This is a genomic window from Enterococcus sp. DIV0802b (genome assembly GCF_050543535.1).
Lineage (GTDB): Bacteria > Bacillota > Bacilli > Lactobacillales > Enterococcaceae > Enterococcus_D > Enterococcus_D entomosocium.
The window spans coordinates 3091906-3117805 of sequence record NZ_CP172941.1; the positions used below are offsets into that span (position 1 = coordinate 3091906).

Here is a 25900-nt window from a genome sequence, read left to right on the forward strand (position 1 = left end):
TCTCCTCTATCACTCTAAAATAATTTTTTCACCGCGTTGCGGCAATATTCTTTCACCATACGGATTCACCAGATTTTCTGGTTTCAGCGTATGGATTGGAACCAATCGTTGGGGCTCGATCCAGGCAATGATCTGATCTAAATCAGCTGGTTTCGCATGTCCCGAGTTTGGCAAACGGACAAATTCGATCTCCAGTGCTGCCAGTTGATCCAAAAAGACTTGATAAGCTGGATCAAAATCGCCTAACGGCTGCGCATCACTGTGAATATACAATCCACCTGTTTGCAAGTTTTCAAAATGCGCGACTGCTTGCCAAAGGTACTGGCTCGTGTCGGCACATAATGCCTGATAAGAAATGGCGAAGGCTGGATCGAGAGTCGCTGGTACTTGATCATCGATCGTATAGAACGGTACATCTTTATTGAAAATTTCTTTCAACAAAGCAGCTTGCGTCGCCTCTAAAACAACCGTCCGCGGCGCGGCTTCAACAAGCGCCATAAAGCGCTCAACATTGGCTGGATAGCCATTGAAGGTAATTTGTCGTTGGGGATTTTCTTTGACCAAACGCACGAAGGTCTCAATCAATTCTGTTTCACTTTCCACCGTGATCGCTTTGGGGTCCGGTTCTCTTTCTGGGAAGCTGATGCTGACCCCTTCCATCATCAATAGATCCGTGTGTTTGGCTAATTGACAGAATTCTTTGGTACGCTCTGGGTGATAGCCATGCAAACGCAAATCACCGGTATAAGCGATAAAATGATCCGGCGTGCGAATTAACAAGGCCGCCGCACCGTACGCATCATGATCGACTGGAATGATCTCGACTTCGATTTCCCCGATCCGAATCACATCATGGGGTTCTAAGCCGATCAATTCACGGACAAAGCTTTTTTCCTCATGAGGAACGGGCAGCAAGAAGTCCCCTTTTTGATTCAACACTTCGAGGATCGCTTTGGTTTCCTTCAAGGTGTACATAGGAATATTTGGGTCTAAAAAGTTGATCATCTTGGAATGATCCAGATGGGCGTGGGAAAGAAAAACTGCTGTTTCTTGGTATTCTTTCGTTTCGCTTCCTTGGTACGTGTAGTCTAAGCGTGGATCGTAGACATTTTTCAGTTCTGGTATCCAGCGATGCGCAACTAACGTTTGTAATTCTTCATCTGGTAAGGGTGTTTCTGGATGATACTCCGAACCGAAATCAAAAAAGATATGGGCATCTTTGTACGCAACTTCGATGACGGTTCCTCCAATCGTTAAAATTCCGCTATGGAAGGTGATCGTTGTTTTATCCTTTGATGCCATCTTTAGCCACTCCTTTGATAATTTCTTTTCTAAAGATCAAGTAAATGATCAGAATTGGAATGACGGTCAAGGTCGCTGCCGCCATTTGTAAATGAACGTCACTGCCGCTTTCTGTGGTAAAGGCAGCCAATCCATTATTTAAGAGACGGTATTTTTTCTCATTCGTCACTAACAACGGCCATAAGAAAGAATTCCAGCTAGAGATGAACGTCAGAATCCCGACTGTCACCAAGGCTGGTTTAGACATGGGGATCAAAATTCGGCGGATATAAGCTAGGTCGCTGGCACCGTCAATTTTGGCTGCCTTATAAAAGGTATTAGAAATACTTTGTAAATAACCGTTTAAATAATAGATGTAAAAAATACTGGTCAGAAACGGAATGATCAAGGCACTATACGTATTCAATAAGCCCATTCGAGCAATCGTATTGTAATTGGTAAAGATGATGGATTCATAAGGAACCATCAGTAAGGAGATCATCAAACCAATCACGAGACGCTTGTATTTGAATTCAAGACTCGTTAATGCAAAAGCAGCTAAAATTGCCGTGATCAGCGTCGCTATGGTAGTGACCGCTGAAACAAAGACCGTATTGAAGAAGTAGCGTAAAAACGGTGCTCGGGTAAAGACTTCCCCGTAGTTGCTCCATTGGAAGGACTCTGGCATGATCGTCGGTGGAATACTGGTTGCTTCACTGTAGGTCATTAGACCAGCTAAAATCATATAGACAAAGGGAAACAGCGTGATCACTGCTAAAATTGCTAAAAACAGCATCGAAACAATCGTGACAATTTTTTTCATTCGTTTATTCGCCCACTTTCTTCAAAAGTTTATTTTGGATAAAGGTGACGAGCAAAATAATGATAAACAAGATCACGGTTGCCGCCATTGCAATCCCCGGACGTCCGGCGATATGGAATTTGTCGTAGATATAAAAGACTGCTGTCGTGGCACTACGAGCGATCCCTGGCTGGCCGCCAAACAAAGCATATACTTGGGTATAAACTTTAAAGGCACTGATCAGATTGACCGTCAACAAGAAAGCAAAGGTCGGGATCAACTGCGGAAAGGTGATTTTCCGAAAAATTTCGCCATCGGTAGCGCCAAACATTTTTGCGATTTTATAATGTTCTTTGTCGATGTTGCGCATTCCTGCCAACAAGATAATAATGTTGAAGGCGAGGCTCGTCCAAACGCCGAAGATGATCAAGGTCGTCATACTCATGTTGACGTTATCTAGCCAGTTGACTGGCGCAATGCCGACAAGACCTAGCAGATAATTAATGATCCCGTAAGAGCCATTGAAAAAGTAACGAAACACGATCCCGATCGCAATCGTACTTGTGACATAGGGCATAAAGAAGATCGTTTCAAAAAAACTTTTGTATTTGACTTTTTCAAAAATGATCCAAGCAATCGCTAATGAGAGAATCAGCGAGATCGGCACGACCGCAAAAGCAAACAGTGCTGTGTTTTGCAGTGCTCGAAAGAATACGGGGTCCGTTAAAACCCTTTGATAGTTCTCAAGCCCAGCATACTGTTGGTTAATCAAGGTTCCTTTTTGGAAACTCATGATGAAAGAACGAAACAGCGGATACACACTGAATAAGAAAATAATGACCAATGAAGGCAGTAAAAACAGCCACGCCTTTGGTTGATTCTCAGGGTTATAATTTTTTTTGAACATTAGTAGACCCGCTCTCCTTTTTCATCAAAGATAAAGGCTTTTTTGTAATGAAAATCAAATGACACTTGCGCGCCTTCTTCAATGATCTCTTCAATACTAACGATCGATTTCATATGTTTTGCAGCCAGATCAAAGTTCAAGATTCGTTCTCGTCCGATCAGCTCCACACTCTTGACTTCTGTTTGGAACAACCCCGTTTGTAAGGTGGTCAGCACATCTTCTGGACGAATACCTAACGTATATTGGCCGTCTGTCAATGGTTTCTTGAAGCGAATGTCGGTAAAGCGGTCAACTGGGATCGTGAATGCTGGATGGATCATTTGTCCCTCTTTGACTTCTACTGGCAAGATGTTGATGATTGGATTACCAATGAATTTCGCTACGAAAAGATTGTTTGGTTCTAAGTAAAGGTTTTGCGGATCATCATTTTGTTGAATGATCCCTTCATTCATCAAAATAATCTTATCACTGATAGAAAGAGCTTCTTCTTGGTCATGAGTCACGAAGATCGTAGTGATTCCTACTTCTTTGACTAACCGACGAATTTCTTCACGGATCTTCAAGCGCAAACGGGCATCTAAGTTACTCAATGGTTCATCCAGCAGTAACACTTCTGGACTTTGCACCAAAGCACGAGTAATGGCGACCCGTTGCTGTTGTCCACCGGAAAGGGTTCCTGGTTTTTTCTGACTTAATTCTTCAATATTGGTCAGCTTCATGAACTTTTCAGCAATTTTCTGTGCTTCGTTTTTCTTGATTTTTTTCTCTCCGACTGTCAAGGGAAACATGACATTTTCTAACACAGTCATATGGGGATAAAGGGCATAGTTCTGAAAAACAAACCCGATATTGCGGTCTTTCGGCTCCGTCTTAACAACGGAAGTACCATTAAAGCGGATATCACCATCGGTGGGACTTAACAACCCCGCGATCAAATTCAATATCGTCGATTTCCCGCAACCACTAGGTCCCAACAAACAAACCAAATCGCCTTTTTCTATTGTAAAATCTACTGCTTTCAAGGCTTCGAACTTATTATCAAAAACCTTCTTCAACCCGACTACTTCTATCAAAACTGCCCCTCCATTTTCTCTTTTTCCTCCGAATAGTTGACTGGCATTTCAAGTCACAAAAAAAACGAACTCTTGATGTTTCGGTCAAACGCTCAAAGAAATTCGATTTTAATCATAACAAACGAATGTTTTTATTCGATACTATTATTGTAAATGTTTTGTAAAAACCAATGGGAATTATGAAAGAATTTTTAATTAATTTACCAAACAATGAGAAAACGATGAGTGATTCAAAGGGAATTCTACCCGCTAATCCCGAACGTTTCGTCATTTTTCGAAAATTTTCATGAAAAAATGAATGAATTTTATCAAATATACATACCTGTGTATAATAACACTATTTTTACACAGCTTTTTTATCAAAAGCACCCTTATTAAATACTTACTAAAATCGTCAGTATCTCTCCGATTAAAATAACAAAAAAGGACGGTTTCCCCAAAGAAAACAATCGTCCTTTTTCCCCTTCAGTTATTCGACTTCATCGATCGTCAACGTCAGCAATTTCGTTGAGACTTGCTCAAGAAAATAACGGTCGTGTTCAATGATCAGCATAGAAGGCTCCACCAAATGGATTACTTCCTCTAATTGCTTCTGATTGAAGACATCCAAATAATTCAGAGGTTCATCCCAGATAAACAATTCTGCTGGTGTTGCTAATGATTTGGCTAGTTCCACGCGTTTACGCTGCCCCATGCTCATTTGCTGGATCGGCGTTTGAAAAACAGCTCTTTCCAAGCCAAGTTTTTTCAAATTATTTAGCAGATCTTGATAATTCAAGCCATGTTCTTGGGCAAACTCTGTCAGCATCCCACAGTTGTCCTCGTAGTTTTGTCGAACATAACTGATGGTGATCCCATGGGCTGTTTTGATCTTCCCTGTCTGCTGTCCTTCGAAAGTACCTAAAATACTCGCAATCAAACTGGACTTGCCAGATCCGTTGGCCCCTTGAATCCCCAAGCGCTCTTTTTGACGGATCGCAAACGTCAGCGGTTTAAACAAAGGCTTCTCATAGCCGAGCTGAAAATGCTCTGCTTCCAGCAACACGTCATGATGGCTAACAAGCGGGGTCATTTTCAGAGGATCGATCCACTCAATATCTTTTAACAACGCAGACTTGTCTTGAATTTGATCTTCCATCCGTTTAACGATCGCTTTCGAGCGCTTCATGGTCCGTGCCGCTCGGGCACCGATCGCCCCCGTATCATAGATTGCCCCACTGCCTTTTTTGGTCGGCGACCCTAATTTGTCCCGTTCGCGTCCTCGGGACCACTCCGCTTTCTCGGCTGCCGTCTGCTTCAAACGACCGATTTCTTTTTTCAACTTGCTGTTTTGTTCTTGCTCATAGGCATCTTTTTGCTGCTTTTGCAGTTCATAAACTGAATAATTCCCTTTGTACAACACCAAGCGGCTTTTTTCGATCGCCAATACATGATCGACGACTTCATCGACAAACTGTCGATCATGGCTCACAACGATAAACCCGGTTTTTTGCTGCAAATAGCGGGCAACATGTTGGCGAGCAGTCACATCCAAATGGTTGGTTGGCTCATCGATCAAAGCAAAATTCTCTTCATCAACGAACAAACGCGCCAATAGAACTTTCGTTTGCTCGCCGCCAGATAAAGTGGCAAAGGGCCGCCAAAGAACTTCTGGATCAAGTTGCAGCAGGTTCAATTCTCGTTCCAAACGCCACTGCTCAAATTCACCAGATTCTTGTAAAACAAAAAGCGTCAGTTGCTGTTCGTCAGCGACTGTTAAGGGAAAATAAACGAATTGCTGCTCATGGGTAATCGAGCCGCTATAAGGCAATTCATTGAGCAGCAAACGCAGCAAGGTCGTTTTGCCGCGACCATTTCTACCAATCAACCCTAATTTCCATTGTGTATCAAGGTTCAAGTTGGCATCCTCAAAAAGCAACCGTTCCTGGCTATCAAAGCCAAAAGTTAAATGATTAATACTGATATTCGACATAAATATACCTCGTCTCTATTCACGGAATAGAGTAGACCTAAAGCTATTTTCAGAATCAGTTTTTAGAGGTACACAAAAAGATCCTCCATTGAAAAAGTCAACCAATCCTGAAAATCTGCAGACTATCCCCTTGGAGGAACAGTTTCATGCAGCTTTCAACAAATTAGTTAATTTTTCAATGGAGGATCCCTCATTTCGTTTAATAGTGCCCTAAGTATAGCATTGATCGACAAAAAAGCGCAAGCTTGCTATTCCTTGCTATTTCAACTTTATATTTTGTTCACAAACTATCCCCGCTTTTGATGGAAATATTTCATTAAAAAACAAAAAAAAAACCATCAGGTTGGTTAGTCCTGATGGCAAAAGGAGTAAAATGAAAAATAAAAAGGTTGTTGGTTGTGAATTCATTATACCTCCGATAAAAAAATTTTACATGTGAAAAACATAACAGTTAAATTAAATAACTCTTGTTTAACTTGAATGTTTATCATTTTTTTAACAATAAAGCGGTCATCCGTTGGATAGCAAAAGAAATTTCGTCCGTTGCTTCATCTTGCTTAGCTTCAGCTGAATCAAAGGCTTCTTGGTCGATTTTGTTATCCAGACTCAAAATCATCTCATCACAGCCGGCAACATATTTCATATACGCTCGCTCGAATTTTTTATGGATCCCCATCACATTCGCTGGTGGACGCAATTTGCTGATTTTTTCCAGCATCAAGCGGTATTTGTCCGTGCCTTCTTTAAAAATTCTGGTAATCTCAGCTAGCCGCTCAGGTGTTACCTCTGCTTCTTTCTTCTCGTCGATCGCTTTGCGGATCTCTTCATAATTGGGATTCATTTTCTCCCCGATCGCTTCTGTTTCTTTGACAAGATCGTTGATTGTTTGTACATAAAAACCTAAGTTTGGTCGCACAGTGGGTCCCCTACTTTCTTTGTTATTATCTTCTATTTTACCGTTTCTTGCTGCAAATGAAAAGGTCAAGAAACAGCCATAGGGTTTATCGAAAATAAGCCAGCAAAAAAAGGCCTGCTGCCCATGGAGAAGGACAGCAGACCATTCGTTGTTTTTCTGTTTATTTTTGGCTTATTTGCGTCCCATTGCTCGTTGGATCGCTTTGACGATCTCAACGACTGGAATGATCGCAAAGGAGGCGCCTAAAACGATGCCCCATTGATACAAGTCAAGGTGTGCGACACGGAAGATATCATTCAATCCTGGCACAATGAAGATCACTAGCATCAATGCAAAGGAAAGTAGGATCGCCCAGTTGAAGGCTTTGTTTCTAAATGCTCCTACTTTAAAGAGCGACTGATGGATCGATTTGACGTTGAAGGCATGGAACAATTGCATCAATCCTAACGTGGCAAAGGCCATCGTTAAGGCATCGGCATGGATCGCATCGTACGTATTGTGAACGGGCCATTGGATCGCTGACCAATAAACGAACAGCACGGTTGCTGCTTCTAAGATCCCTTGGTAGATGATACTGCTCATCACACCACCGGAGAAGAAGTTGGAACTGCGTCCCCGCGGTGCATGTTTCATTAGATCTTTTTCAGCAGGCTCCATTCCTAAGGCAATTGCTGGGAAGGTATCGGTTACTAGGTTGATCCAAAGCAAGTGGATCGGCAATAGCGAGTCCCAACCCCACAAGGTTGCTAAGAACAAGGTCAAAACTTCCCCTAGGTTAGCGGCTAGCAAGTATTGAATCGCTTTTTGAATATTGGAGAAGACTTTACGTCCTTCTTCCACCGCTACGACGATCGTAGCAAAGTTGTCATCGGCTAAGACCATATCGGAAGCACCTTTAGAAACTTCGGTACCTGTGATCCCCATGCCAACACCAATATCGGCTTGCTTCAGTGATGGTGCATCGTTGACCCCATCACCGGTCATGGCAACGACTTTGCCTTCTTGCTGCCAAGCTTTGACGATGCGGACTTTATGTTCCGGCGATACCCGCGCATAGACTGAGTAGTGGGCTACCTTTTGGGCAAACTCTTCTTCGCTCATTTTATTGAGTTCAGCGCCGGTCAAGACAGCATCATCATCGCCCGGTTTGATGATCCCTAAACGTCCCGCAATGGCTTCAGCTGTATCCCGGTGGTCTCCGGTGATCATGATGGGACGAATCCCAGCTTCTTTGGCTAAACGTACCGCATCGGCTGCTTCTGCCCGTTCTGGGTCAATCATTCCGACTAAGCCAGCAAAGACCAAATCATTTTCGACGATTTCTGATTCTAAGTTTTCTGGCACTTGATCTACGTATTTGTAGGCCATTCCCAATACCCGCAGCGCTTGTTTTGCCATATCGGTATTGTTGAATAAGATTTTTTCTTTTTCTTCATTCGTCATTGGTAGCTCTTGGCCATCCAATAGTACTTTTGAGGTTCTGCCTAGTAAGACATCCGGTGCACCTTTGACAGCAACTAAATAGCGGCCGTCTTCTTGTTGGTGGATCGTACTCATAAGTTTTCGGTCAGAATCAAAGGGCAGATCCGCTACCCGTGGTTCTTGATTGACGAGATCCCGCACATGGAATCCTTGATCCATCCCGAATTGCACCAATGCGGTCTCGGTCGGATCACCGATCAAGTTGCCTTCTTCACCAAATTTTGTATCATTGGCAAAGTTCATGACTTTTAATGCCATGTTGTCTAACGGAATATCTTCTGAAGCAGCATGTTGTTTGTTATTGACATACAATTTTTCCACGGTCATTTGATTCAACGTCAAAGTACCAGTTTTATCAGAAGCGATAATATCCGTTGCCCCAAGGGTTTCAACCGCTGGTAATTTACGGATCACTGCATTTCGTTTCGCCATTACTTGCGTACCTAAGGCTAAGATGATCGTTACGATCGCTGGCAGCCCTTCTGGGATCGCCGCTACTGCTAATGAGATCGAAGTCAATAGCATGTCGACCCATGACGTATTGTTAAAGATCGTTCCAACAAAGAACATGATCACTGCAATGATAATGATGGCGATCGTCAGGAATTTTCCTAGTTCATTTAAGTTACGTTTCAATGGTGTTTCGGTTTCTTGGGCGCTAGCTAGCATGCCAGCGATTTTCCCAACTTCGGTTCCCATTCCTGTATTGACCACGACCCCTTTTCCGCGGCCATAGGTCACATTACTGTTTGAATAGGCCATATTGACGCGATCGCCGATCCCGACATCCGTCCCTTCGATGACAGTCAATTCTTTTTCGACTGGTACGGATTCACCGGTCAAAGCGGCTTCTTCAATTTTTAACGAACTTGCTTCTAAGAGGCGTAAATCTGCCGGTACGACATCGCCAGCTTCTAATAGGACAATATCCCCCGGAACCAATTCATCGCTCTTGATGGTGACGGTATGACCATTACGCAGTACATTGGCATTTGGTGTGGACATTTCTCTTAGTGCTTCGATGGCCTGCTCTGCCTTTGCCTCTTGAACAACACCCATGATCGCGTTGATAATGACAACTGCTAAAATAATAATTGAGTCCACGACTTCATGGGAAACGACTGCTGAGATAATTGCCGCCGCTAGCAAAACGATGATCATCAAATCTTTAAATTGCTCAAAGAATTTTTGTGCCATCGATTTCTTTTTGCCTTCTTCTAATTCGTTGGGACCATACTCAGATAAGCGTTTTTGCGCTTCATCGTTCGTTAATCCATTGGCATCTGTTTGCATTTCTTCCAGAACATGCTGCGCTTCTTGCGCATAAAACGCCTGCGATAGCTGCTCCTTTTTGTTTTCTTCTGACATGTTTCTCCTCCTTTTATACTTACTCTTCCTTTATTGTACATGATATGAAAAAAAATAGACTTATGTATGCACTGTCTAAGCATACATAAGTCTCACTGTTTAAGACAGCACCAGAAATTTCTTTCAGGATGGTGATACTGCCGCAGATAAAATCCGCCAATTACTCCCTCATGTTCATATCAATAACCTACATTATACAAAAACTTTTCGGGTCTGGCAATTTTATTTTCGCTGAAATTCAACAAAGAATTTCTCTTAAAAATCAAGCGATGACCGAGCCGTTTGGCATGCCTTTTGGCGCTTCCACGATTTGCAGACGACCATCATTGTCTTCTGCAGAAAGGATCATTCCTTGGCTGACTTGCCCCCGCATTTTCCGTGGTTTCAAGTTGGCAACGATCACGACTTTTTTGCCGATCAAATCTTGTGGTTCTGGATAAAATTCAGCAATCCCCGATAAAATTTGACGATCTTGATCATCTCCCGCAGCTAAGCGGAATTGTAGCAGCTTGTCGGCCCCTTTGACTTTTTGACAATCAACGACTTCTGCCACTTTTAATTCGATCTTGTCGAAGTCTTCGTATTTGATCTCGGCTTTGTCTGATTGCAATGTGGTTTCTTCTGGATTCCATTTGACTGTTTCTTCTGGACTTTGTGTCCCTTCAGCCATTTTCTTTTGGATGTAGGCTACTTCTGTTTCAAGTTCCAACCGAGGGAAAATCGGTGTGCCTTTGGCAACGACTTTCGTGCCACTTGGAAATTCACCAAAGCGTAAATCTTTCAGATCCATGGCAACAGAAGCCAGTCCTAATTGTTGGAAAATGTTGGCTGGTGTTTCTGTCATCACCGGTTGCAATAAGATCGCAACGATGCGTAAGCTTTCCGCCAAATGAACCATCACACTGTTTAATTCCGCGCGCTTTTCTTCTTCTTTGGCTAACACCCATGGTTGGGTTTCGTCAATGTATTTGTTGGCACGGGAAATCAATGTCCAAACTTCTGACAATGCCGTACTGAATTCCATTTTATCCATGGCTTCATGGTAACGACCAACCACATTGGCCGCAGTCGTTGACAGCTCGCTATCAAAAGGCGTTACTTTTGAGGCATAATCGGGCACTAAGCCATCACAATATTTATTGATCATGGCGATCGTCCGATTCAGCAGGTTGCCTAAGTCGTTGGCTAGATCGTAGTTCAAACGAGAAACGAAATCTTCTGGTGTAAACACACCATCGCTACCAAAAGGAACCGCCCGTAATAGATAGTAACGCAACGCATCTAAGCTGTAGCGCTCCACTAACATTTCTGGATAAACGACATTGCCTTTTGATTTCGACATCTTGCCGTCTTTCATCATCAACCAGCCATGACCAAAGATTTTTTTCGGTAAGGGCAAGTCTAAGGCCATCAGCATGATTGGCCAATAGATCGTATGGAAACGCACGATTTCTTTCCCAACCATATGCACGTCAGCTGGCCAGTATTTTTGGAACAAGGAATCGTCCTCTGAGCCATAGCCTAATGCCGTAATATAGTTAGATAACGCATCGATCCAAACATACACCACGTGTTCAGGACTAGCCGTGACAGGAATGCCCCATTTAAAGGTCGTTCTGGAAACAGCCAGGTCTTCTAAACCTGGTTTGATGAAGTTATTCAGCATTTCATTTTTGCGTGATTCTGGTTGAATGAACTCTGGATGTTCATCATAGTATTGAACCAAACGATCGGCGTATTTGCTCATGCGGAAGAAATAAGAAGATTCCTTCACCAATTCTACCTCATGACCGCTTGGCGCTTTGCCGCCGATGACTTTGCCCTCTTCATCTCGGTAAACTTCTGCTAATTGCGTTTCAGTAAAGTATTCTTCATCAGAAACAGAATACCAGCCTTCATATTCACCAAGATAGATATCGCCTTGATCAAGCAATTGCTGGAAGATTTTTTGAACGGCTGTTTTATGGTAGTCATCCGTTGTACGGATAAATTTGTCATAACTGATGTCTAGTGTGTTCCATAATTTCTTGACGTCAGCTGCCATTTTGTCGACGTATTCTTGCGGATCTACGCCAAGTTCTTCTGCTTTTTTCTCGATTTTTTGACCGTGCTCATCGACACCCGTTAAATAAAAGACATCAAAGCCCATCAATCGTTTGTATCGTGCTACCGCATCACAAGCGATCGTCGTGTAAGAATTCCCGATATGCAGCTTGCCGCTTGGATAATAAATTGGCGTCGTAATATAGAATGTTTCTTTTTCAGCCATGGACGCAAGTCCTCCTTTTCACTAGTAAAGTGTATACTTAGGTAGTATACAGTTCGCAACCCAAAAATGCTATAAATTTAATCAAAAAAGCGGACATAATAAGACCTTTCTTCATGCTCTAAAAGAAGCAAAGGAATCGTTTTCGTCCTTAAAACGCAGCAAATAAACCAGCAGATTTGAGTATTTCTTTTCTACTAGTTATCATAGCGCAGATAGCCGTTCACTTCAATGTTCTAGGGGAAGAATCTGATCCTGACAACGAATCTCATAAGAAATAAAGGTGTTTTATCTCTCTTTGATTAACAGGTACTTCTTTTGCTATAATGAGGAAGACTTCTCTTATAGAAAGGAACGCTATGACTCGAAAAAACAAACAGCATTTTTTGCTTTTAACCGCGCTTTCTGTGGGGCACTTGCTCTTTTCAACCACAGGTTACCCCTTTTTGTTTGCTTACTTCAACAGCCATGATTACGCGGCGCTTTTTGCGACAGCGCTGGCAATCCTACGGGTAGCTTTTCTGCTATGGTTCGCTCTTTGGGGCTATTTAGCACTCAAAGAACACCCTCGGTCTTCTTGGCTTTATCTCGCACTGTTTTTCATTAATTTGATCGTTCCTTATTTTTTCCGTTAAGGAAAACCATCGCGCTCAGTTACTTACTTTATCTAAGGCAGGAGAAACCAATGAAAGAATTTACCTCAAAATCAGCTGAAAAACACTACTATGAGAAAGAAGCTTCTGAAGCAGACTTTCTTACGTGGTATCAGGCACAAGATCAGCCGAAATACGAGAAACCCTCCGTAACCGTCGATATGGTGTTGATGTGTTACAACAAAGAAGAAGAACAACTCAAAATTGCGCTGATCCAAAGAAAAGGCCATCCCTTCCGCAATTCTTGGGCATTGCCGGGGGGCTTCGTCAATCCGAATGAATCGACAGGCCAAAGTGTGATCCGTGAAACCCAAGAAGAGATCGGGGTCACTATCTCCAAACAAAACATCGAACAGCTGCACACCTTCAGCACCCCTGGTCGTGATCCGCGTGGGTGGGTAATCACCGTCAGCTATTTGGCATTTATTGGTGAAGAGCCCTTAAGTGCTGGGGACGATGCGAATCAGGTACGCTGGTTTTCTCTGGAAAGAAAAGCCAATCAAATCTATTTGACCAGCGGTGAGATCGAGATCATTCTTGACCTGGTGACTGGTGCCTCTGTTGGAAAAGATACGCTGGCTTTTGACCACAGCGCGATCATTCTCAAAGCCTTCAAACGGGTTGCCAACAAGATGGAACACGAGCCGCAAGTGCTTCTTGTATTAGGCAAAGATTTTACGATCACGGAAGCCCGCAAAGTATTCGCCAAGTTTTTGGGGATCGATTTCAAAATGATCGATCATTCCAACTTTAAAAAATCCATGCTTCAATATTTTACGGAGGTCGGCGAAAAGCCCGTTGGCATCGGGCGTCCCTCAAAGATCTATCGCTTAAATGACGCATTTTTAGGTGATAAAATGTAAAAAAATACAACCCCCTGCTAAACTGTAGTTTGGCAGGGGGTTGCTGGTTAATCATAATTAGTGAACGTGGTTCCTAGAAACAAAAATCATAAAGATTTTTTCTATACCCTAGGCGATCCCTGGCGTTCCTTCCAGTTCAAGCAGATCAGCTGCTCATTTCGCCTGAGAGCCGCTCTAGCTTCTGTTGGTCCTGCGTGTCCAACGTGACAAAACGCAGTTCTTTGCCGTACCACTGCGCTTTGTACTGGATTTTGCGAACAAACTGATGCCAATCGCTGATGCTGTAATGACCGGCTTTTAGAACCGTTTCTTCAGCAATTTGTTCCAAATAGATTGTATCGTACTGTTTTACGAGATGATAACTGACTTGATCGATGAATTCCCGCTTTTGACAGCAGTGAAAACGATAGAGGCGAGCGACTTTTCCTTTTAGCTTCTGATAATTCCGTGCCTGAGTCAAAAGGATTTTTTTCCGTTTGACCGCCGTAGCTTTCACCTGAAGTTTGCGTTCTGCTCGTGTCAGCTTCTGTTTTGTTTGGATCGCATGCTCACAAGTGACCGGTACCGATTGGTTGGCTTTGATCAGCTGCTGCGGATCATAAACAACCGCGATAGACGCTTGCTGTTTCGGGAGTGGTGTGATCTCTTCCAAACAAAGAATCGAGATATAAAACTCTTCATTGTTTTTCGCTGAGATCGTTGCCGATTTGATTTTCCCTTTGATCTCCCGATGCTTTTTTACTGGAACCAGTGTTTTGAGCTTTGGCAGCTTGATTTGATCCTCTTCAAAGTAAATGGTGTGCTGCTGATTATTCGTAGTATACGATTGCCAAATACTTTTTTTGGTTTTCATTTTTGGAAAGCCAGCCCGCTTTTGAAAGTAATTTCGAAACGCTCGGTCCAGATTCCTTTGTGCATTCGCCAATGCCAAACTATCGGTCTCCTTCAAAAAAGGATACTCCTTTTTTAGTTTGGCTGGCGTCAACCCTTGCTTTGCTTCATTGTTGGCCAGCTCCTCCATCTTCGCCTCCAGCAGTTGATTGTACGTAAACCGAACACAGCCGAAGGTTTCGATGAAAAACTGTTTTTGCTGTCCATTAGGATAGATCCGAAATTTGTATGCTTTTAAAACACCCAGTTTCATCTCCTCCTAACACTCCCTATACCTTTGACGCTAGTTCCCCTTTTTTTGTGCTAACTTTTCTTGGTAGATCTTGGCTTCTTGTTTCGTGGCATAAACGAAATGTCCTGGTGCGATCTCTTCCATTGCTCGTTCTTGGTTATCGTTTGGTTCGCTGACGTATTTGATCCGTTTGCGTTGACGCTCATGGTCAGGATCTGGCAGCGGAATCGCTGATAAAAGACTTTCAGTATACGGATGGACCCCGTAATGATAGATTTCATCACTGGTTCCTACTTCTAGCAGTTTGCCGTTGTGCATCACGCCGATCCGATCGCTGATGTGTTTGACCATCGATAAATCATGGGCGATAAACAAGTACGTCAATTTATGTTCTTCTTGCAGATCTTGCAGCAAGTTGACAACTTGGGCTTGGATCGAAACATCCAATGCCGAGATCGGTTCATCACAAATGATGAATTTTGGATCGACGGCTAATGCTCGGGCGATTCCGATCCGCTGACGTTGTCCCCCTGAAAATTCATGAGGATAACGGGTCCCATGACTTGGGTTTAGTCCGACGGTTCGCAAGAGTTCATCCACCCGATCATTGCGTTCTTTTTCATTTTTAGCTAATCCGTTGATATCGATCCCTTCGGCAATAATGTCGCGAACTTTCATCCGTGGATTCAAGGAGGCATAAGGATCTTGGAAGACCATTTGAACTTCCCGGCGAAAATCAGCCAGCGGTTTCTTGCCTTTGATTTTCATAACATCTTGTCCATCAAAAAGAACTTCGCCTCCGGTAGGATTATTCAAACGAATCACCGTCCGTCCAGTGGTCGATTTTCCGCTTCCGGATTCACCTACTAGACCAAAGGTTTCTCCTTCATAGATTTGGAAGGAGATATCATCGACGGCTTTGACTTCGTCTTTGCGGCCAACGTTAAAATATTGTTTGAGATTCTTTACTTCAAGTAAAACTTTTTCCAACCGTTTCTCCTCCTTTAGACAGATGCCTGAGTATTTTTTTCTTGGAATTTTTTCCAGCGAATCAAGATCTCATCCGGCGGAGTTACCTTCGGTGCTTGCGGCGCTAACAGCCACGTTGCTGCTTTGTGGGTCGGTGAAACATCAAAGAACGGCGGTTGCTGTTCTGCATCGATCTGCAAAGCAAATTCGTTTCGTGGATAAAAAGCGTCCCCGGTTGGCGGGTCCAACAGATCCGGCGGTGAACCAGGAATCGCGTACAAACGATCGCCTGTCCCTTCTAACGTTGGCATCGAACCCAACAAGCCCCAGGTGTATGGATGTTGCGGGTTGTAGAAGATTTCTTCTGCGGTGCCCACTTCGACGATTTTCCCACCATACATCACGGCTACTCGGTCAGCCACATTGGCAACGACACCCAAGTCATGGGTGATAAAGACGATGGACGAATTGATTTTCTTCTGAATATCTTTTAATAACTCTAAGATCTGTGCTTGGATCGTTACATCCAATGCAGTCGTCGGTTCATCTGCAATTAAGATCTGTGGGTAACAGATCAGCGCGATCGCAATAACGATCCGCTGCCGCTGACCACCCGAAAATTGATGCGGATAATTTTTCAAGCGTTTCTCAGCATTCGGGATGCCGACAAGGTTCAGTAATTCCAACGCTTGTCGCAAGCCCTCTTTTTTACTGATTTTGTTGTGCTTCATCAATGACTCTGCCACTTGCTTGCCAATCGGCATCGTTGGGTCTAGTGAAGTCATTGGATCTTGGAAAATCATGGCGATTTCCTTGCCACGGATTTTTTGCAGTTCTTTTTCGGATTTTTTCAAAATGTCCGTCCCATTGAAGAGGATCTGGCCATTATCGACATTGGCATTGCTGGCTAATAACCCCATGATACTGCGGGTTGTCACGGACTTGCCGCTCCCGGATTCGCCCACGATCGCCAAGGTTTCTCCTTTGTATAGATCGAAACTGACATCGCGGATCGCTTGGACTTTCCCAGCAAAGGTGTCAAAAGAAATTTCTAAGTTTTTCACTTCTAAGACTTTTTTCATAGCAATCACTCTTTCATTTTCGGATCAAAGGCATCACGCAAACCGTCTGCCAGCAAATTGAACCCAATCATAATCACAGACAAGGTCACAGCCGGTACCCACATTTGGTAAGGCAGGAACAAGAAGGTTTTGTAGCCATCGCTTAGTAGCATCCCTAAAGATGCTGAAGGTGGTTTTAATCCTAGCCCAATAAAGCTTAGGAAGGCCTCGAAGAAAATCGCCGAGGGAATACTGAACATCATTTGTACGATGATCACGCTGGAAATATTTGGTAATACGTGTTTCATCGCAATCTTAAGACGGCTTTCCCCCAGCGTTGTTGCGGCTAAAACGAATTCCTGATCTTTCAGTTTCATTGTTTGGGCCCGTACGATCCGCGCCATTGGAATCCAGTTAGTGATCGCCATTGCTGCCACGATCGAGAAGATCCCAGGTTCGAAAACTACCAGCATTAAGATCATTACCACCAAGTTGGGAATACCTGATAAGATTTCTAGGAAACGTTGCATCACATTATCGATTCGTCCACCTAAAAGACCAGAGATCAAACCATAGGTTACACCAAAGATGATATCTAGCATCGCTGCGATAAACGCAATCAATAAGGAGATACGTGTCCCTACAAATAGACGACTCAATAAGTCACGACCTAATCCATCCGTTCCTAAAAGGAAATATGTCCCGTCAGGTACATTGGCAGCTGCATACTTATCTACTAGCTCGCCTCCCACCATCGCATAGCCGTTTAAGCCATTGATGTTGATACCGGGAATTTTCGGCGGCAGATTTGTAAAGGTCACATTTTGCGCGGTCGGATCATGTGGCGAGACAAAAATGGTAATGATTGAGATCGTAATAATGATCAGCAACAAAACGATTGAGAAAACAGCGGCTTTGTTCTTTTTCAAACGACGCCACGAATCTTGGAAAAAGGTTAATGAGGGGGTTGCGATCGCTTCACGCTCTTCATTGGTATTTTTTTGTAACGGTTGAAATTTGGCTGCATCGATGGCAGCAACATCATTTGCTGTGTAAGGTTTCTCTGCCATTAGCCACGACTCCCTTCTGAAACTCGGATCCGCGGATCAACGATTCCATATAAAATATCAACAACAAGAATCACAAAGACCAACATTGCGGAATAAAGGATCGTTACCGCCATGATCGTCGGATAGTCATTGGTCATGATTGATTTTACGAACTGTTCACCGATACCCGGGATCGCAAAAATATTTTCTACGACAAGGGAACCAGTCATCAAACCGACAGCTAGCGGTCCTAACAACGTCAATAACGGAATCAAACTATTCCGCAAACCGTGCTTGAAGGCAATTTCCCAGCGGCTCAAACCTTTTGCTCGTGCCAACTCGACATAATCACTATGCAGCACTTCCACCATCTCGGTTCGAATAAACCTAGCGGAATCCGCTAACGGCGACATCGCTAAGGCGACGGTCGGTAAGATCGTGCTGGCAAAGGTCTCCCACTTGGCAATCGGCAAGATCCCTAGTTTGATGGCAAAAATATATTGCAGCAAAACGGCAAAGACAAAGTTAGGGATCGAACGCCCTAAGATCGCCACTAAGGTAGACGTTGTGTCGACCCAAGTATTTTGTTTCATTGCAGAGATCGTTCCTAAAATAATCCCAAAGAAGGTACCAAAGATGATCGCTTGTAGTCCTAGTTGCAGTGAAGGTCCGATTCTTCCTGATAATAAATTCGCTACTGGCTGGTTTTTAAATTGGAAAGAGATCCCAAAGTCACCTTTTAGTAGATTGGTCAAATAAAGCCAATATTGGGTAATGATCGGTTTGTCCAATCCTGCTTGCTCATTTAGCAAGGCAATTTGTTCTGGACTTAATTTTTCAGCATTCGTATATGGTGTTCCTGGCAAAAATTGCATCAAGAAAAAGGTGATCGTGGCAATCAGCCATAATGTTAAGACCATGTAGAACACTCGTTTCAATAAATATTTCAAAAAGCTGTTCACGCAGTTTCCCCCTTAAGTATTTTGACTTCTATTCAATAATTATGTAAATTAACATAGTACGAATCATTAAAAAGGAGTCAGATCATGAAAATAAAAAAAAGTAGTGGGCTCATACCCCTCCTATGCCTCGCAATTTCTGGCGGATGGTTAGCCATAAAAAATGAATTTTCCATAGCAGCTCTTTCAGATGCCCTTTTCTTGTGGGCGCTGTTCTTTTTGATCATTGGCGGTTTTTTATGGGTATTTGCTTCTGGTTTCTTTGACCATTTTCAATATTCCATGAAGAAAGCTTTTTCCAAAAATAAAACAGATTATCTGAAATTATCCCAAGTCGGCAAACAGAGTTACGCCTTTTGGTTATGGCCTGGTGTCTTCTTGTTATTCCTTTCATTGCTCTTTTTAATGATTGCTACTAGTTAATTTCACTCTTATATTTTTACTCATTGAAATGAGAAGCAAAAGGCTGAGACAAGAAATTGTCCCAGCCTTTTCTTCGGCATTTCAAGTCAACTACTCGTGATTATTCGATTGATGTCCACTTGTAGTCGTATTGTGCGCCCGCTGCGTGAGCAACAACACCTTTGACTTTTGTTGCACGTAAATGTGCTTCCGCTTTTTGATAAACTGGAATGACACCTTGTTCATTCATAATGATTTTTTCTGCATTGACTAAATCTTCCCAACGTTTGTCAGGGTCATTGGCATTGGTCGTACCTGCTGCTTTTACAGCTGCATCGTATTCTTCACTGCTCCATTGACCACGGTTGTATGAGTTACCTGTCGTAAACAAGTCAGTAAAGCTACTTGCATCGGCATAGTCAGCACCCCAACCGCCCATTACTGTATCAAAATCACCCGCATTTGAACGATCCAAACGAACAGAGAATGGAACTGGACTTAACGTGACTTTCACACCGTCCAATGTTTTTTCGATCGTGTCTTGCAAGTACTCAATGATTTTCTTGGTTGAGTCTGTATCAGAAGCTAAGATATCAAATTCTAATGAATCGATTCCTAATTCTTCTTTGGCTTTTTCCCAATATTCTTTTGCTTTCTCTTGATCGTAGCTAATGACGCTGCCAGCTGCTTCTGTGAAGTCTGTATGATCGCCAGGGCTGAAAGTCATGCCTTCTGGAACCAAACCACTTGAAGCAATTGAACCATCACCTAAGATGGATGTTACTAAGGCATCACGGTCGATCGCATAAGAGATTGCTTTACGCAAATTTTCGTTACGGAAAGGTGAATCTTCATCACGTTGATTCAATTCTAAGTAAGAAGTCGTTGCTTCTGGTTGAGAAACGAATGCTTCGTCGTTAGCCATCTGTTGCGCCAGTTCACCTGTTAGGATGACATCATCTGCTTGACCATCTTGGAAAAGATTCAAGGCAGTTGAGGATTCTTTCACGACGCTTACGTTGATCGTTTGTAATTTAACAGTGTCTTTGTCCCAATACTGATCGTTCTTTTCATAAGCCCATTCTGTATCCGTTCCTGGTCCATCAAAACCAGTCAGGACAAATGGTCCATTATAAACGGCATTGTCGCTTGTTGATGCATATTGATCGCCATTTTCTTCCACTACTTTTTGATTTTGTGGGAAGAATGATGGGAATGCTAATAAGTAATCAAAGTAAGGTGTTGCTTTTTCTAGGGTGATTTCTAATTCATAATCCCCCACTGCTTTGATGCCTAGCTCTGATGGATCCGTATCGCCAGCTGTGATGGCATCCGCATTTTTGACTGGTGAAAATAGATACGCATATTCTGATGCAGTTTCAGGTTTGACCGTCCGTTGCCAGCCATAAACATAATCCGCTGCTGTAACAGGGTCACCATTTGACCATTTCGCATCTTCACGCAATTTGATCTTGTAAGTTAGTCCATCCTCGCTGACTTCAGCTGCTTCAGCTGCACCAGCAGGTTGTGGTGTGCTGTCAGCATCCAAACGATACAGTCCTTCATATACATTGTTCAATGCACTGAAGCTGATCGTATCGGTTGCTAATGAAAGATCCGCACTTGGCATTTCTTGTGAAACCACTACGTTAAATACTTGTTCTGCGTTGCTATCGCCGCTAGTTGCTGTGTCATTGCTTGAACTATTTGTTCCGCCTGTTGTACAGCCGGCTAACACCACGCCACACACAGCTACTAAACCATAGGCCCATTTATTTTTCATCCTGTCCTACCCCTTAATTGAATTAATTTTCAGAATAATCATTCGATTTCTGAAGTTAGATAAGATTTTAATTAATAATTATTAAAAAAGCAATCCCTTTTTCGATAAAAAACACCTTTGGAAGAAAGTTTTCTTGGTATTTACTTACCTTACTCTCATCAAACATTCGTTAAATGCTATTTTTCCTTTCTTTATTTATAAGAAATAAAGCGAAAAAAATAATAAAAAAACATGGTTAAATGTAACTTACATTCATTTTCTGTCTGCTTTTTTCATTTCAGTCATCAAAATGAGAAATGTCTGATAGAAAAGTAAACATGCAGAAAACAAGGATGATTTCTTATCAAATTCAGACAAAAAAGACCTGATCGCATGCTTACTGATCAGGTCTTTTCATTTTAAGAACTTTTGTTTTGTCCTCGAAAGGATGTCCTTCAATGATTAATGGATCGCGCCGCCAATCGCTTTTAAATCTTCTTTGTCGGCATAATCAACGATAGCTTCCACTGCTGCAGTTAATCCTTTGGCGATGTCTTCGATGCTCATTGCAGGCTGTCCTGCTTTATCGACGACTTGCTGAGGAATAAATGGCACGTGAATAAAACCGCCTTTCATTTCAGGGTATTTTGTATCGATCATGTATTGTACTTGATACATGATGTGGTTGCAGACGAAGGTTCCAGCAGTATTAGAAACGGCTGCAGGTATTCCTGCTTTTTTCATATTTTCTACCATTGCTTTGATTGGCAGTTGTGTGAAGTAGGCAGGCTTTCCTTCTGTTTGGATCGCTTCATCGACGGGTTGATTGCCTTCATTATCAGGAATCCGGGCATCATCCACATTGATTGCCACTCGTTCTGGTGAGATGGCAAACCGGCCGCCCGCTTGACCGATGTTTAAGACGACATCTGGGTGGACCTCTTCAATTTTCTCTTCGACGATCGCCGCTGATTTCCCAAATACAGTGGGGATCTCTACTTTCACGATCTGTGCACCATGAATTGTATCTGGCAGTAATTTCACTGCTTCTAAGGCAGGATTGATTGCTTCTCCGCCAAATGGATCAAATCCGGTAATTAATAGTTTCATTTCCATCATCCTTCCATCTCTGTTTTACCACTAAAATGCCCAAAAGTACATTAAAGCGATGTGGATCACTAACAATAATAAAGCAATTGGGGCTTGTGCTTTAATGACACCATTAGGGTCTTTCATCTCTAACAAAGCCACTGGCAGTGCATTGAAATTGGCTGCCATCGGGGTCAGCAACGTGCCGCAAAAACCAGCGGTCATTGCTAAAGCACCAGCAACAACTGGATCGCCGCCTTGCGCCATTACGAAAGGTACGCCAATACCGGCAGTTATAACGGTAAATGCTGCAAAGCCATTTCCCATGATCATAGTAAAGATCATCATTCCTAAACAGTAAGCCACGACACCGATAAAACGATTGCCTTCTGGCACGACGCCAGAGATTCCTTGAGAAATCACATCACCAACACCAGCAGCGTTAAAAATGACACCTAGTGCTGCTAATAACTGCGGCAAGATACCGGCAGTTCCGACTTGGCGAAGCATCCGGTCGGAATCGTCTAACACTGTTTTTGGTTTAGCGGAAGTTAGCACGACTGCCAACAAGAGTGCTAAGATCGACGCGATCCCGATCCCCACTTGGCCCCCTAATGGTGTATAAGAAATCACCACAGCGATCAATGCCAAGCTGATACATGGTACGAAGATCGTACTACCGATCCGTTTTGCTGACGCTTCGGCTTTTTCATCATCAACGTCGACGATTTTACCGATCTGTACTTGTTTGAAGAAGGTCAAACAGCCCATCAAAACGATCAAAATTCCGTCCACAAGATACGGCAAAAAATTTCCGAAAGCAAAGACGACCCCTAGCAGTAACCAAAAGGCAGAGGTGCCCAATCGTGTAGGATGGTCTGCTTCACGAAAAACCCGGACAGCCGTCATGATCGACAGCAGCCCAATCAAGATATAAAAGAATTCTAGTAATCCGTTAACGATTCCTTCCATCTATTTCTCCTCCTTCTTGCCATATTTTTTTGCTAATTTGCGATCAAAGAGCAAGTTCGATAACGTGGCAATAACTAAGACGATCAATGCGATCGGCAATGATGCTTGAGCGATCGAACTAGCTGCCACATCATATCCAAGTGATTGCAACGTTCCTACGATCAACAGCACACCAGAAGCAGCCACGAAGGTATTTTGCGCAAAGAAATTCCCGAAATTTTCATTAGCGGCAGCCCGAGCTTTGATTTTTTCCTGATCTTTTTCATCCAGTTCCCCAAATTTATTTTCCCCAGCAGCTTGCGCCATCGGGTTAACGATTGGGCGGATAAATTGCGTATGTCCTTGGATCCGAATAGAGAAAAAGCCAGCAAGTTCCCGAATAAATAAGTACAAACTCAAAAACTTCCCTGGTGTTAAGCCTTTGATTTTTTCAATCAATATGACGGCCTGCTGTTTCAAGCCAAAACGTTCCGACAAGCCGACCATTGGTAATGTCAACAAGAACAGTGTAACGAGTCGATTATTGACAAACGCTTCTCCTAACATTGTTAAAAAATCAACAACAGAAATTCCCGATACAAGCGCGGTGACAAAACCAGCAACGATTACGACAGCAATAGTATCTAGCTTCAGCAAAAAGCCGACTAAAATAACTAGAATACCAATTAATTTAATCCATTCCATCAAATCATCCTTTCACAGTAAGTTATTTTTAATGAATACCAGCTTTTAGTATAATCTATTTTTTTCTTGTAAAACAATGTTTTTTGAATTTTCTTTACAGGAATACGCTTTCTTTAAGGTGTTTTTTAATTGCTTAGATAATAAAAAACCAAAAGAAGAACTGCGCTTGTGCAGTCCTTCTTTTGGTTTTTTTTGTTTAAGAAGCAGAAGCTTCTTTTTTCATTTGTTTGCTTCGCAGCTGTCCGCATGCTGCGTCGATATCTGTCCCATGTTCTTTACGAATCACACAGTTGATGCCGTTTTTCTTTAAAATGTCATAAAAAGCTAACACATCGGCTTTTTTACTTCGAGCATATTGGTCATGCTCACTCACTGGGTTATAAGGAATCAAGTTGACGTAAGACAATTTCTTTTTATCCTTCAATAATGCTGCCAACTGACGGGCATGTTCCGGTCGGTCGTTGACATGATCCAGCATGATATACTCAAACGTGATGCGACGATTGGTTTTTTCTAAATAATAATCGACCGCTGCCATCAGTTTTTCAATCGGGAAGCTCCGATTGATCCGCATCATGGAGGTTCTGACTTCATTATTTGGGGCATGCAGCGAAATCGCTAGGTTCACTTGCAAGCCGTTCTCCGCAAACTCTTTGATTTTATGCGCCAAGCCGCTGGTTGACACGGTAATATGCCGCGCACCGATCGCTAAACCTTTTGGGTCGTTAATGATCTGCAAGAAATGCATCACATTGTCATAGTTATCAAAGGGTTCGCCGATCCCCATGACGACTACGTGAGAGACCCGTTCTCCCTCGTTGCGTTCATCAAAATAGTGTTGTACTAACATGATTTGAGCCACGATCTCGCCTGCTGTTAAATCCCGCTGTTTCTTTAATAACCCACTGGCACAAAAGGTACAGCCGATGTTGCAACCGACTTGGGTCGTCACACAAACCGACATGCCATACTCTTGACGCATCAAGACCGTTTCAATCATGTGATTGTCGGGCAATTGAAATAAATACTTGACGGTCCCATCACTGGCTTCTTGTACCACCATCTGCTTCAGGGGATTGATCACAAAGGCTGCCGTCAGTTTCTCAATCAAAGGTTTCGGTAAATTGGTCATTTCTTCAAAGCTGGTTACTCGTTTTTCATAGAGCCACTCCCACACTTGGTTGGCTCGAAATTTCTTTTCATTTTGTTCAGTTATCCACAAAGATAGATCTGATTTGGTAAGTCCATAAATCGATGGGTTCACTTTTTTCCCTCTTTTCAAACTAGTCGCTACATACTATAACTGAATTCTTTGTGAAAAGCAACCGTACCTTGGTTGTTTGTCAAAGCAAAACTGTTGCTCTACTGCGCTGGTTGATCATTTTTTCGATGCTCAATGTTCCCATCCATCACGCCATCTTACTTGAAATAGCTCTCACAAACATTTTAGTCATAAAAAACAAGCAGTGAATGAACCAACTCCTGTGAAATAAATGGAGCAGCTCTTTCCTGCTTGTTTGCTTTTCCTTGAAGAGATACTCTCTCATGGGCACTGCTTTCTTCACATGATCACCCTTCAAAAGAAAGGACTCGGCCTTCTTTGGCGGTCAACATCCCCCGTTGCGGTGGCTGTAGCTGTAAATAAAGCTGGAGTGACATTTCTAATATCAGTTCTTTGTCTCCTTGTTGAAAAACGCCGTAATAATGGGTCTGTTCCCGTTTCTCTTCATATGTATGACTGACAAGGTAATACCCTTGTTCCATGGTTTCGTTGCGCTTTTTGGTTTCTGAAAGAAAACGGCGAATATGTTTATAAGTAAAGAGAATCAATAAAATGACAACTACTATTAATACTACATACCCCATTGCTTGTTTTACACCTCGATCGTTGATGTAGCAAAGGTCGGCTCCACACCAATACTGATCATCAAAGCAGCATCGACTTCACACATCACTTTATCGTCTAAATGACAAACTTTTTCTTTCAACCGACTTTTGTCGATCGTGCGGATCTGTTCCATCAAAATGACGGAGTCTTTGCCAATCCCTGTGCAAGAAGCGGAAATCCCAATGTGGGTTGGTAATTTCGGCTTCGCCATTTTTGCCGTGATCGCCGCAATGATCACGGTGGGACTGAAGTGATTGCCCAAGTCATTTTGAATGATCAAGACCGGTCGTATTCCGCCTTGCTCCGATCCAACGACTGGTGAAAGATCGGCAAAATAAATATCTCCCCTTTTTACCATA

General features: G+C 42.8%; 23 protein-coding genes. 3 read left to right on the top strand and 20 right to left on the bottom strand.

Going from position 1 to position 25900, the window contains the following annotated elements; all coding sequences use genetic code 11:
* Positions 1-9 precede the first annotated feature (9 nt).
* From IGJ12_RS14385 to metG, 8 genes are all read right to left on the bottom strand, one after another.
* A complete protein-coding gene (locus IGJ12_RS14385; RefSeq protein ID WP_005233728.1) occupies positions 10-1302 on the bottom strand; it encodes an MBL fold metallo-hydrolase in 1293 nt (430 codons plus the stop codon).
* On the bottom strand, positions 1286-2104 hold the full coding sequence (locus tag IGJ12_RS14390; RefSeq protein ID WP_005228015.1) for a carbohydrate ABC transporter permease: 819 nt from the start codon (positions 2102-2104) through the stop codon (positions 1286-1288). The genes IGJ12_RS14385 and IGJ12_RS14390 overlap by 17 nt, the downstream gene beginning before the upstream one ends.
* A 4-nt stretch (positions 2105-2108) precedes the next feature.
* The gene (locus tag IGJ12_RS14395) at positions 2109-2990 is read right to left on the bottom strand and encodes a carbohydrate ABC transporter permease (RefSeq protein WP_008379450.1); all 882 of its coding nucleotides are present in this window, start codon (positions 2988-2990) and stop codon (positions 2109-2111) included.
* Positions 2990-4063, bottom strand: a complete 1074-nt coding sequence (locus IGJ12_RS14400) for an ABC transporter ATP-binding protein (RefSeq protein ID WP_430619154.1) — start codon at positions 4061-4063, stop codon at positions 2990-2992. Before IGJ12_RS14400 ends, IGJ12_RS14395 begins: the two co-directional genes overlap by 1 nt.
* A gap of 469 nt (positions 4064-4532) precedes the next feature.
* Positions 4533-6035 (bottom strand): ribosomal protection-like ABC-F family protein, encoded by a 1503-nt coding sequence (gene abc-f, locus IGJ12_RS14405; RefSeq protein ID WP_101699362.1) that lies wholly within the window; start codon positions 6033-6035, stop codon positions 4533-4535.
* Between the two features lie 487 nt (positions 6036-6522).
* The gene (locus IGJ12_RS14410; protein WP_034872150.1) at positions 6523-6951 is read right to left on the bottom strand and encodes a hypothetical protein; all 429 of its coding nucleotides are present in this window, start codon (positions 6949-6951) and stop codon (positions 6523-6525) included.
* A gap of 171 nt (positions 6952-7122) precedes the next feature.
* Positions 7123-9801 carry a cation-translocating P-type ATPase gene (locus IGJ12_RS14415; protein ID WP_008379442.1) on the bottom strand — a complete coding sequence of 893 codons (2679 nt, stop codon included), beginning with the start codon at positions 9799-9801 and terminating at the stop codon, positions 7123-7125.
* 262 nt (positions 9802-10063) lie between these two features.
* Positions 10064-12070 carry a methionine--tRNA ligase gene (metG, locus tag IGJ12_RS14420; protein WP_005233704.1) on the bottom strand — a complete coding sequence of 669 codons (2007 nt, stop codon included), beginning with the start codon at positions 12068-12070 and terminating at the stop codon, positions 10064-10066.
* A gap of 356 nt (positions 12071-12426) precedes the next feature.
* On the opposite strand from metG, the gene IGJ12_RS14425 reads away from it, so the two are divergent.
* Positions 12427-12702 (top strand): hypothetical protein, encoded by a 276-nt coding sequence (locus IGJ12_RS14425; protein ID WP_430619155.1) that lies wholly within the window; start codon positions 12427-12429, stop codon positions 12700-12702.
* A 50-nt stretch (positions 12703-12752) separates the two neighbouring features.
* Positions 12753-13583: an NUDIX domain-containing protein gene (locus tag IGJ12_RS14430; protein ID WP_005233702.1), complete on the top strand. Its 831-nt coding sequence runs from the start codon at positions 12753-12755 to the stop codon at positions 13581-13583.
* A gap of 145 nt (positions 13584-13728) precedes the next feature.
* On the opposite strand, the gene IGJ12_RS14435 is transcribed toward IGJ12_RS14430, so the two are convergent.
* The 5 genes from IGJ12_RS14435 to opp3b are packed head-to-tail and all read right to left on the bottom strand — an operon-like array spanning position 13729 to position 18747.
* Positions 13729-14727, bottom strand: a complete 999-nt coding sequence (locus IGJ12_RS14435; protein WP_008379437.1) for an RNA-guided endonuclease TnpB family protein — start codon at positions 14725-14727, stop codon at positions 13729-13731.
* 30 nt (positions 14728-14757) lie between these two features.
* On the bottom strand, positions 14758-15696 hold the full coding sequence (locus IGJ12_RS14440; protein WP_005233685.1) for an ABC transporter ATP-binding protein: 939 nt from the start codon (positions 15694-15696) through the stop codon (positions 14758-14760).
* A 14-nt stretch (positions 15697-15710) separates the two neighbouring features.
* Complete coding sequence (locus IGJ12_RS14445; RefSeq protein ID WP_216593164.1) at positions 15711-16763, bottom strand: ABC transporter ATP-binding protein; 1053 nt, start codon at positions 16761-16763, stop codon at positions 15711-15713.
* A complete protein-coding gene (locus IGJ12_RS14450) occupies positions 16763-17806 on the bottom strand; it encodes an ABC transporter permease (RefSeq protein WP_005233683.1) in 1044 nt (347 codons plus the stop codon). The genes IGJ12_RS14445 and IGJ12_RS14450 overlap by 1 nt, the downstream gene beginning before the upstream one ends.
* Complete coding sequence (gene opp3b, locus IGJ12_RS14455) at positions 17806-18747, bottom strand: oligopeptide ABC transporter permease (RefSeq protein ID WP_005233681.1); 942 nt, start codon at positions 18745-18747, stop codon at positions 17806-17808. The genes IGJ12_RS14450 and opp3b overlap by 1 nt, the downstream gene beginning before the upstream one ends.
* A gap of 84 nt (positions 18748-18831) precedes the next feature.
* Here opp3b and IGJ12_RS14460 point away from each other — a divergent pair, with 84 nt between their 5' ends.
* The gene (locus IGJ12_RS14460; RefSeq protein WP_005227990.1) at positions 18832-19167 is read left to right on the top strand and encodes a DUF3899 domain-containing protein; all 336 of its coding nucleotides are present in this window, start codon (positions 18832-18834) and stop codon (positions 19165-19167) included.
* Positions 19168-19267: 100 nt separating this feature from the next.
* Here the strand turns inward: IGJ12_RS14460 and IGJ12_RS14465 are convergent, their stop codons facing one another.
* The 7 genes from IGJ12_RS14465 to IGJ12_RS14495 all read right to left on the bottom strand — a co-directional run bounded on the left by IGJ12_RS14465 (position 19268) and on the right by IGJ12_RS14495 (position 25899).
* Positions 19268-20929, bottom strand: a complete 1662-nt coding sequence (locus IGJ12_RS14465) for a peptide ABC transporter substrate-binding protein (protein WP_005233679.1) — start codon at positions 20927-20929, stop codon at positions 19268-19270.
* Between the two features lie 441 nt (positions 20930-21370).
* Positions 21371-22018, bottom strand: a complete 648-nt coding sequence (gene pcp, locus IGJ12_RS14470; RefSeq protein ID WP_034872152.1) for a pyroglutamyl-peptidase I — start codon at positions 22016-22018, stop codon at positions 21371-21373.
* A 30-nt stretch (positions 22019-22048) separates the two neighbouring features.
* Positions 22049-22969: a DUF979 domain-containing protein gene (locus tag IGJ12_RS14475; RefSeq protein ID WP_005233677.1), complete on the bottom strand. Its 921-nt coding sequence runs from the start codon at positions 22967-22969 to the stop codon at positions 22049-22051.
* The gene (locus IGJ12_RS14480) at positions 22970-23653 is read right to left on the bottom strand and encodes a DUF969 domain-containing protein (protein ID WP_005233676.1); all 684 of its coding nucleotides are present in this window, start codon (positions 23651-23653) and stop codon (positions 22970-22972) included. It lies immediately after the preceding gene.
* Positions 23654-23849: 196 nt separating this feature from the next.
* Positions 23850-24917, bottom strand: coding sequence for a 23S rRNA (adenine(2503)-C(2))-methyltransferase RlmN (gene rlmN / locus IGJ12_RS14485; RefSeq protein WP_010749104.1), 1068 nt, complete (start codon positions 24915-24917; stop codon positions 23850-23852).
* 305 nt (positions 24918-25222) lie between these two features.
* The gene (locus IGJ12_RS14490) at positions 25223-25519 is read right to left on the bottom strand and encodes a hypothetical protein (protein WP_016612926.1); all 297 of its coding nucleotides are present in this window, start codon (positions 25517-25519) and stop codon (positions 25223-25225) included.
* A gap of 8 nt (positions 25520-25527) precedes the next feature.
* Positions 25528-25899, bottom strand: coding sequence for a type II toxin-antitoxin system PemK/MazF family toxin (locus IGJ12_RS14495; RefSeq protein WP_005227961.1), 372 nt, complete (start codon positions 25897-25899; stop codon positions 25528-25530).
* Between the last annotated feature and the right edge of the window lies 1 nt (position 25900).

Bases quoted from the DNA above. Each gene is read 5' to 3' on its own strand.
- IGJ12_RS14385 (WP_005233728.1), bottom strand. From the start codon at position 1,302: ATGGCATCAAAGGATAAAACAACGATCACCTTCCATAGCGGAATTTTA.
- IGJ12_RS14390 (WP_005228015.1), bottom strand. From the start codon at position 2,104: ATGAAAAAAATTGTCACGATTGTTTCGATGCTGTTTTTAGCAATTTTA.
- IGJ12_RS14395 (WP_008379450.1), bottom strand. From the start codon at position 2,990: ATGTTCAAAAAAAATTATAACCCTGAGAATCAACCAAAGGCGTGGCTG.
- abc-f (WP_101699362.1), bottom strand. From the start codon at position 6,035: ATGTCGAATATCAGTATTAATCATTTAACTTTTGGCTTTGATAGCCAG.
- IGJ12_RS14415 (WP_008379442.1), bottom strand. From the start codon at position 9,801: ATGTCAGAAGAAAACAAAAAGGAGCAGCTATCGCAGGCGTTTTATGCG.
- metG (WP_005233704.1), bottom strand. From the start codon at position 12,070: ATGGCTGAAAAAGAAACATTCTATATTACGACGCCAATTTATTATCCA.
- IGJ12_RS14425 (WP_430619155.1), top strand. From the start codon at position 12,427: ATGACTCGAAAAAACAAACAGCATTTTTTGCTTTTAACCGCGCTTTCT.
- IGJ12_RS14430 (WP_005233702.1), top strand. From the start codon at position 12,753: ATGAAAGAATTTACCTCAAAATCAGCTGAAAAACACTACTATGAGAAA.
- IGJ12_RS14435 (WP_008379437.1), bottom strand. From the start codon at position 14,727: ATGAAACTGGGTGTTTTAAAAGCATACAAATTTCGGATCTATCCTAAT.
- IGJ12_RS14450 (WP_005233683.1), bottom strand. From the start codon at position 17,806: ATGGCAGAGAAACCTTACACAGCAAATGATGTTGCTGCCATCGATGCA.
- IGJ12_RS14460 (WP_005227990.1), top strand. From the start codon at position 18,832: ATGAAAATAAAAAAAAGTAGTGGGCTCATACCCCTCCTATGCCTCGCA.
- IGJ12_RS14465 (WP_005233679.1), bottom strand. From the start codon at position 20,929: ATGAAAAATAAATGGGCCTATGGTTTAGTAGCTGTGTGTGGCGTGGTG.
- pcp (WP_034872152.1), bottom strand. From the start codon at position 22,018: ATGAAACTATTAATTACCGGATTTGATCCATTTGGCGGAGAAGCAATC.
- IGJ12_RS14475 (WP_005233677.1), bottom strand. From the start codon at position 22,969: ATGGAAGGAATCGTTAACGGATTACTAGAATTCTTTTATATCTTGATT.
- IGJ12_RS14480 (WP_005233676.1), bottom strand. From the start codon at position 23,653: ATGGAATGGATTAAATTAATTGGTATTCTAGTTATTTTAGTCGGCTTT.
- IGJ12_RS14490 (WP_016612926.1), bottom strand. From the start codon at position 25,519: ATGGGGTATGTAGTATTAATAGTAGTTGTCATTTTATTGATTCTCTTT.
- IGJ12_RS14495 (WP_005227961.1), bottom strand. From the start codon at position 25,899: ATGGTAAAAAGGGGAGATATTTATTTTGCCGATCTTTCACCAGTCGTT.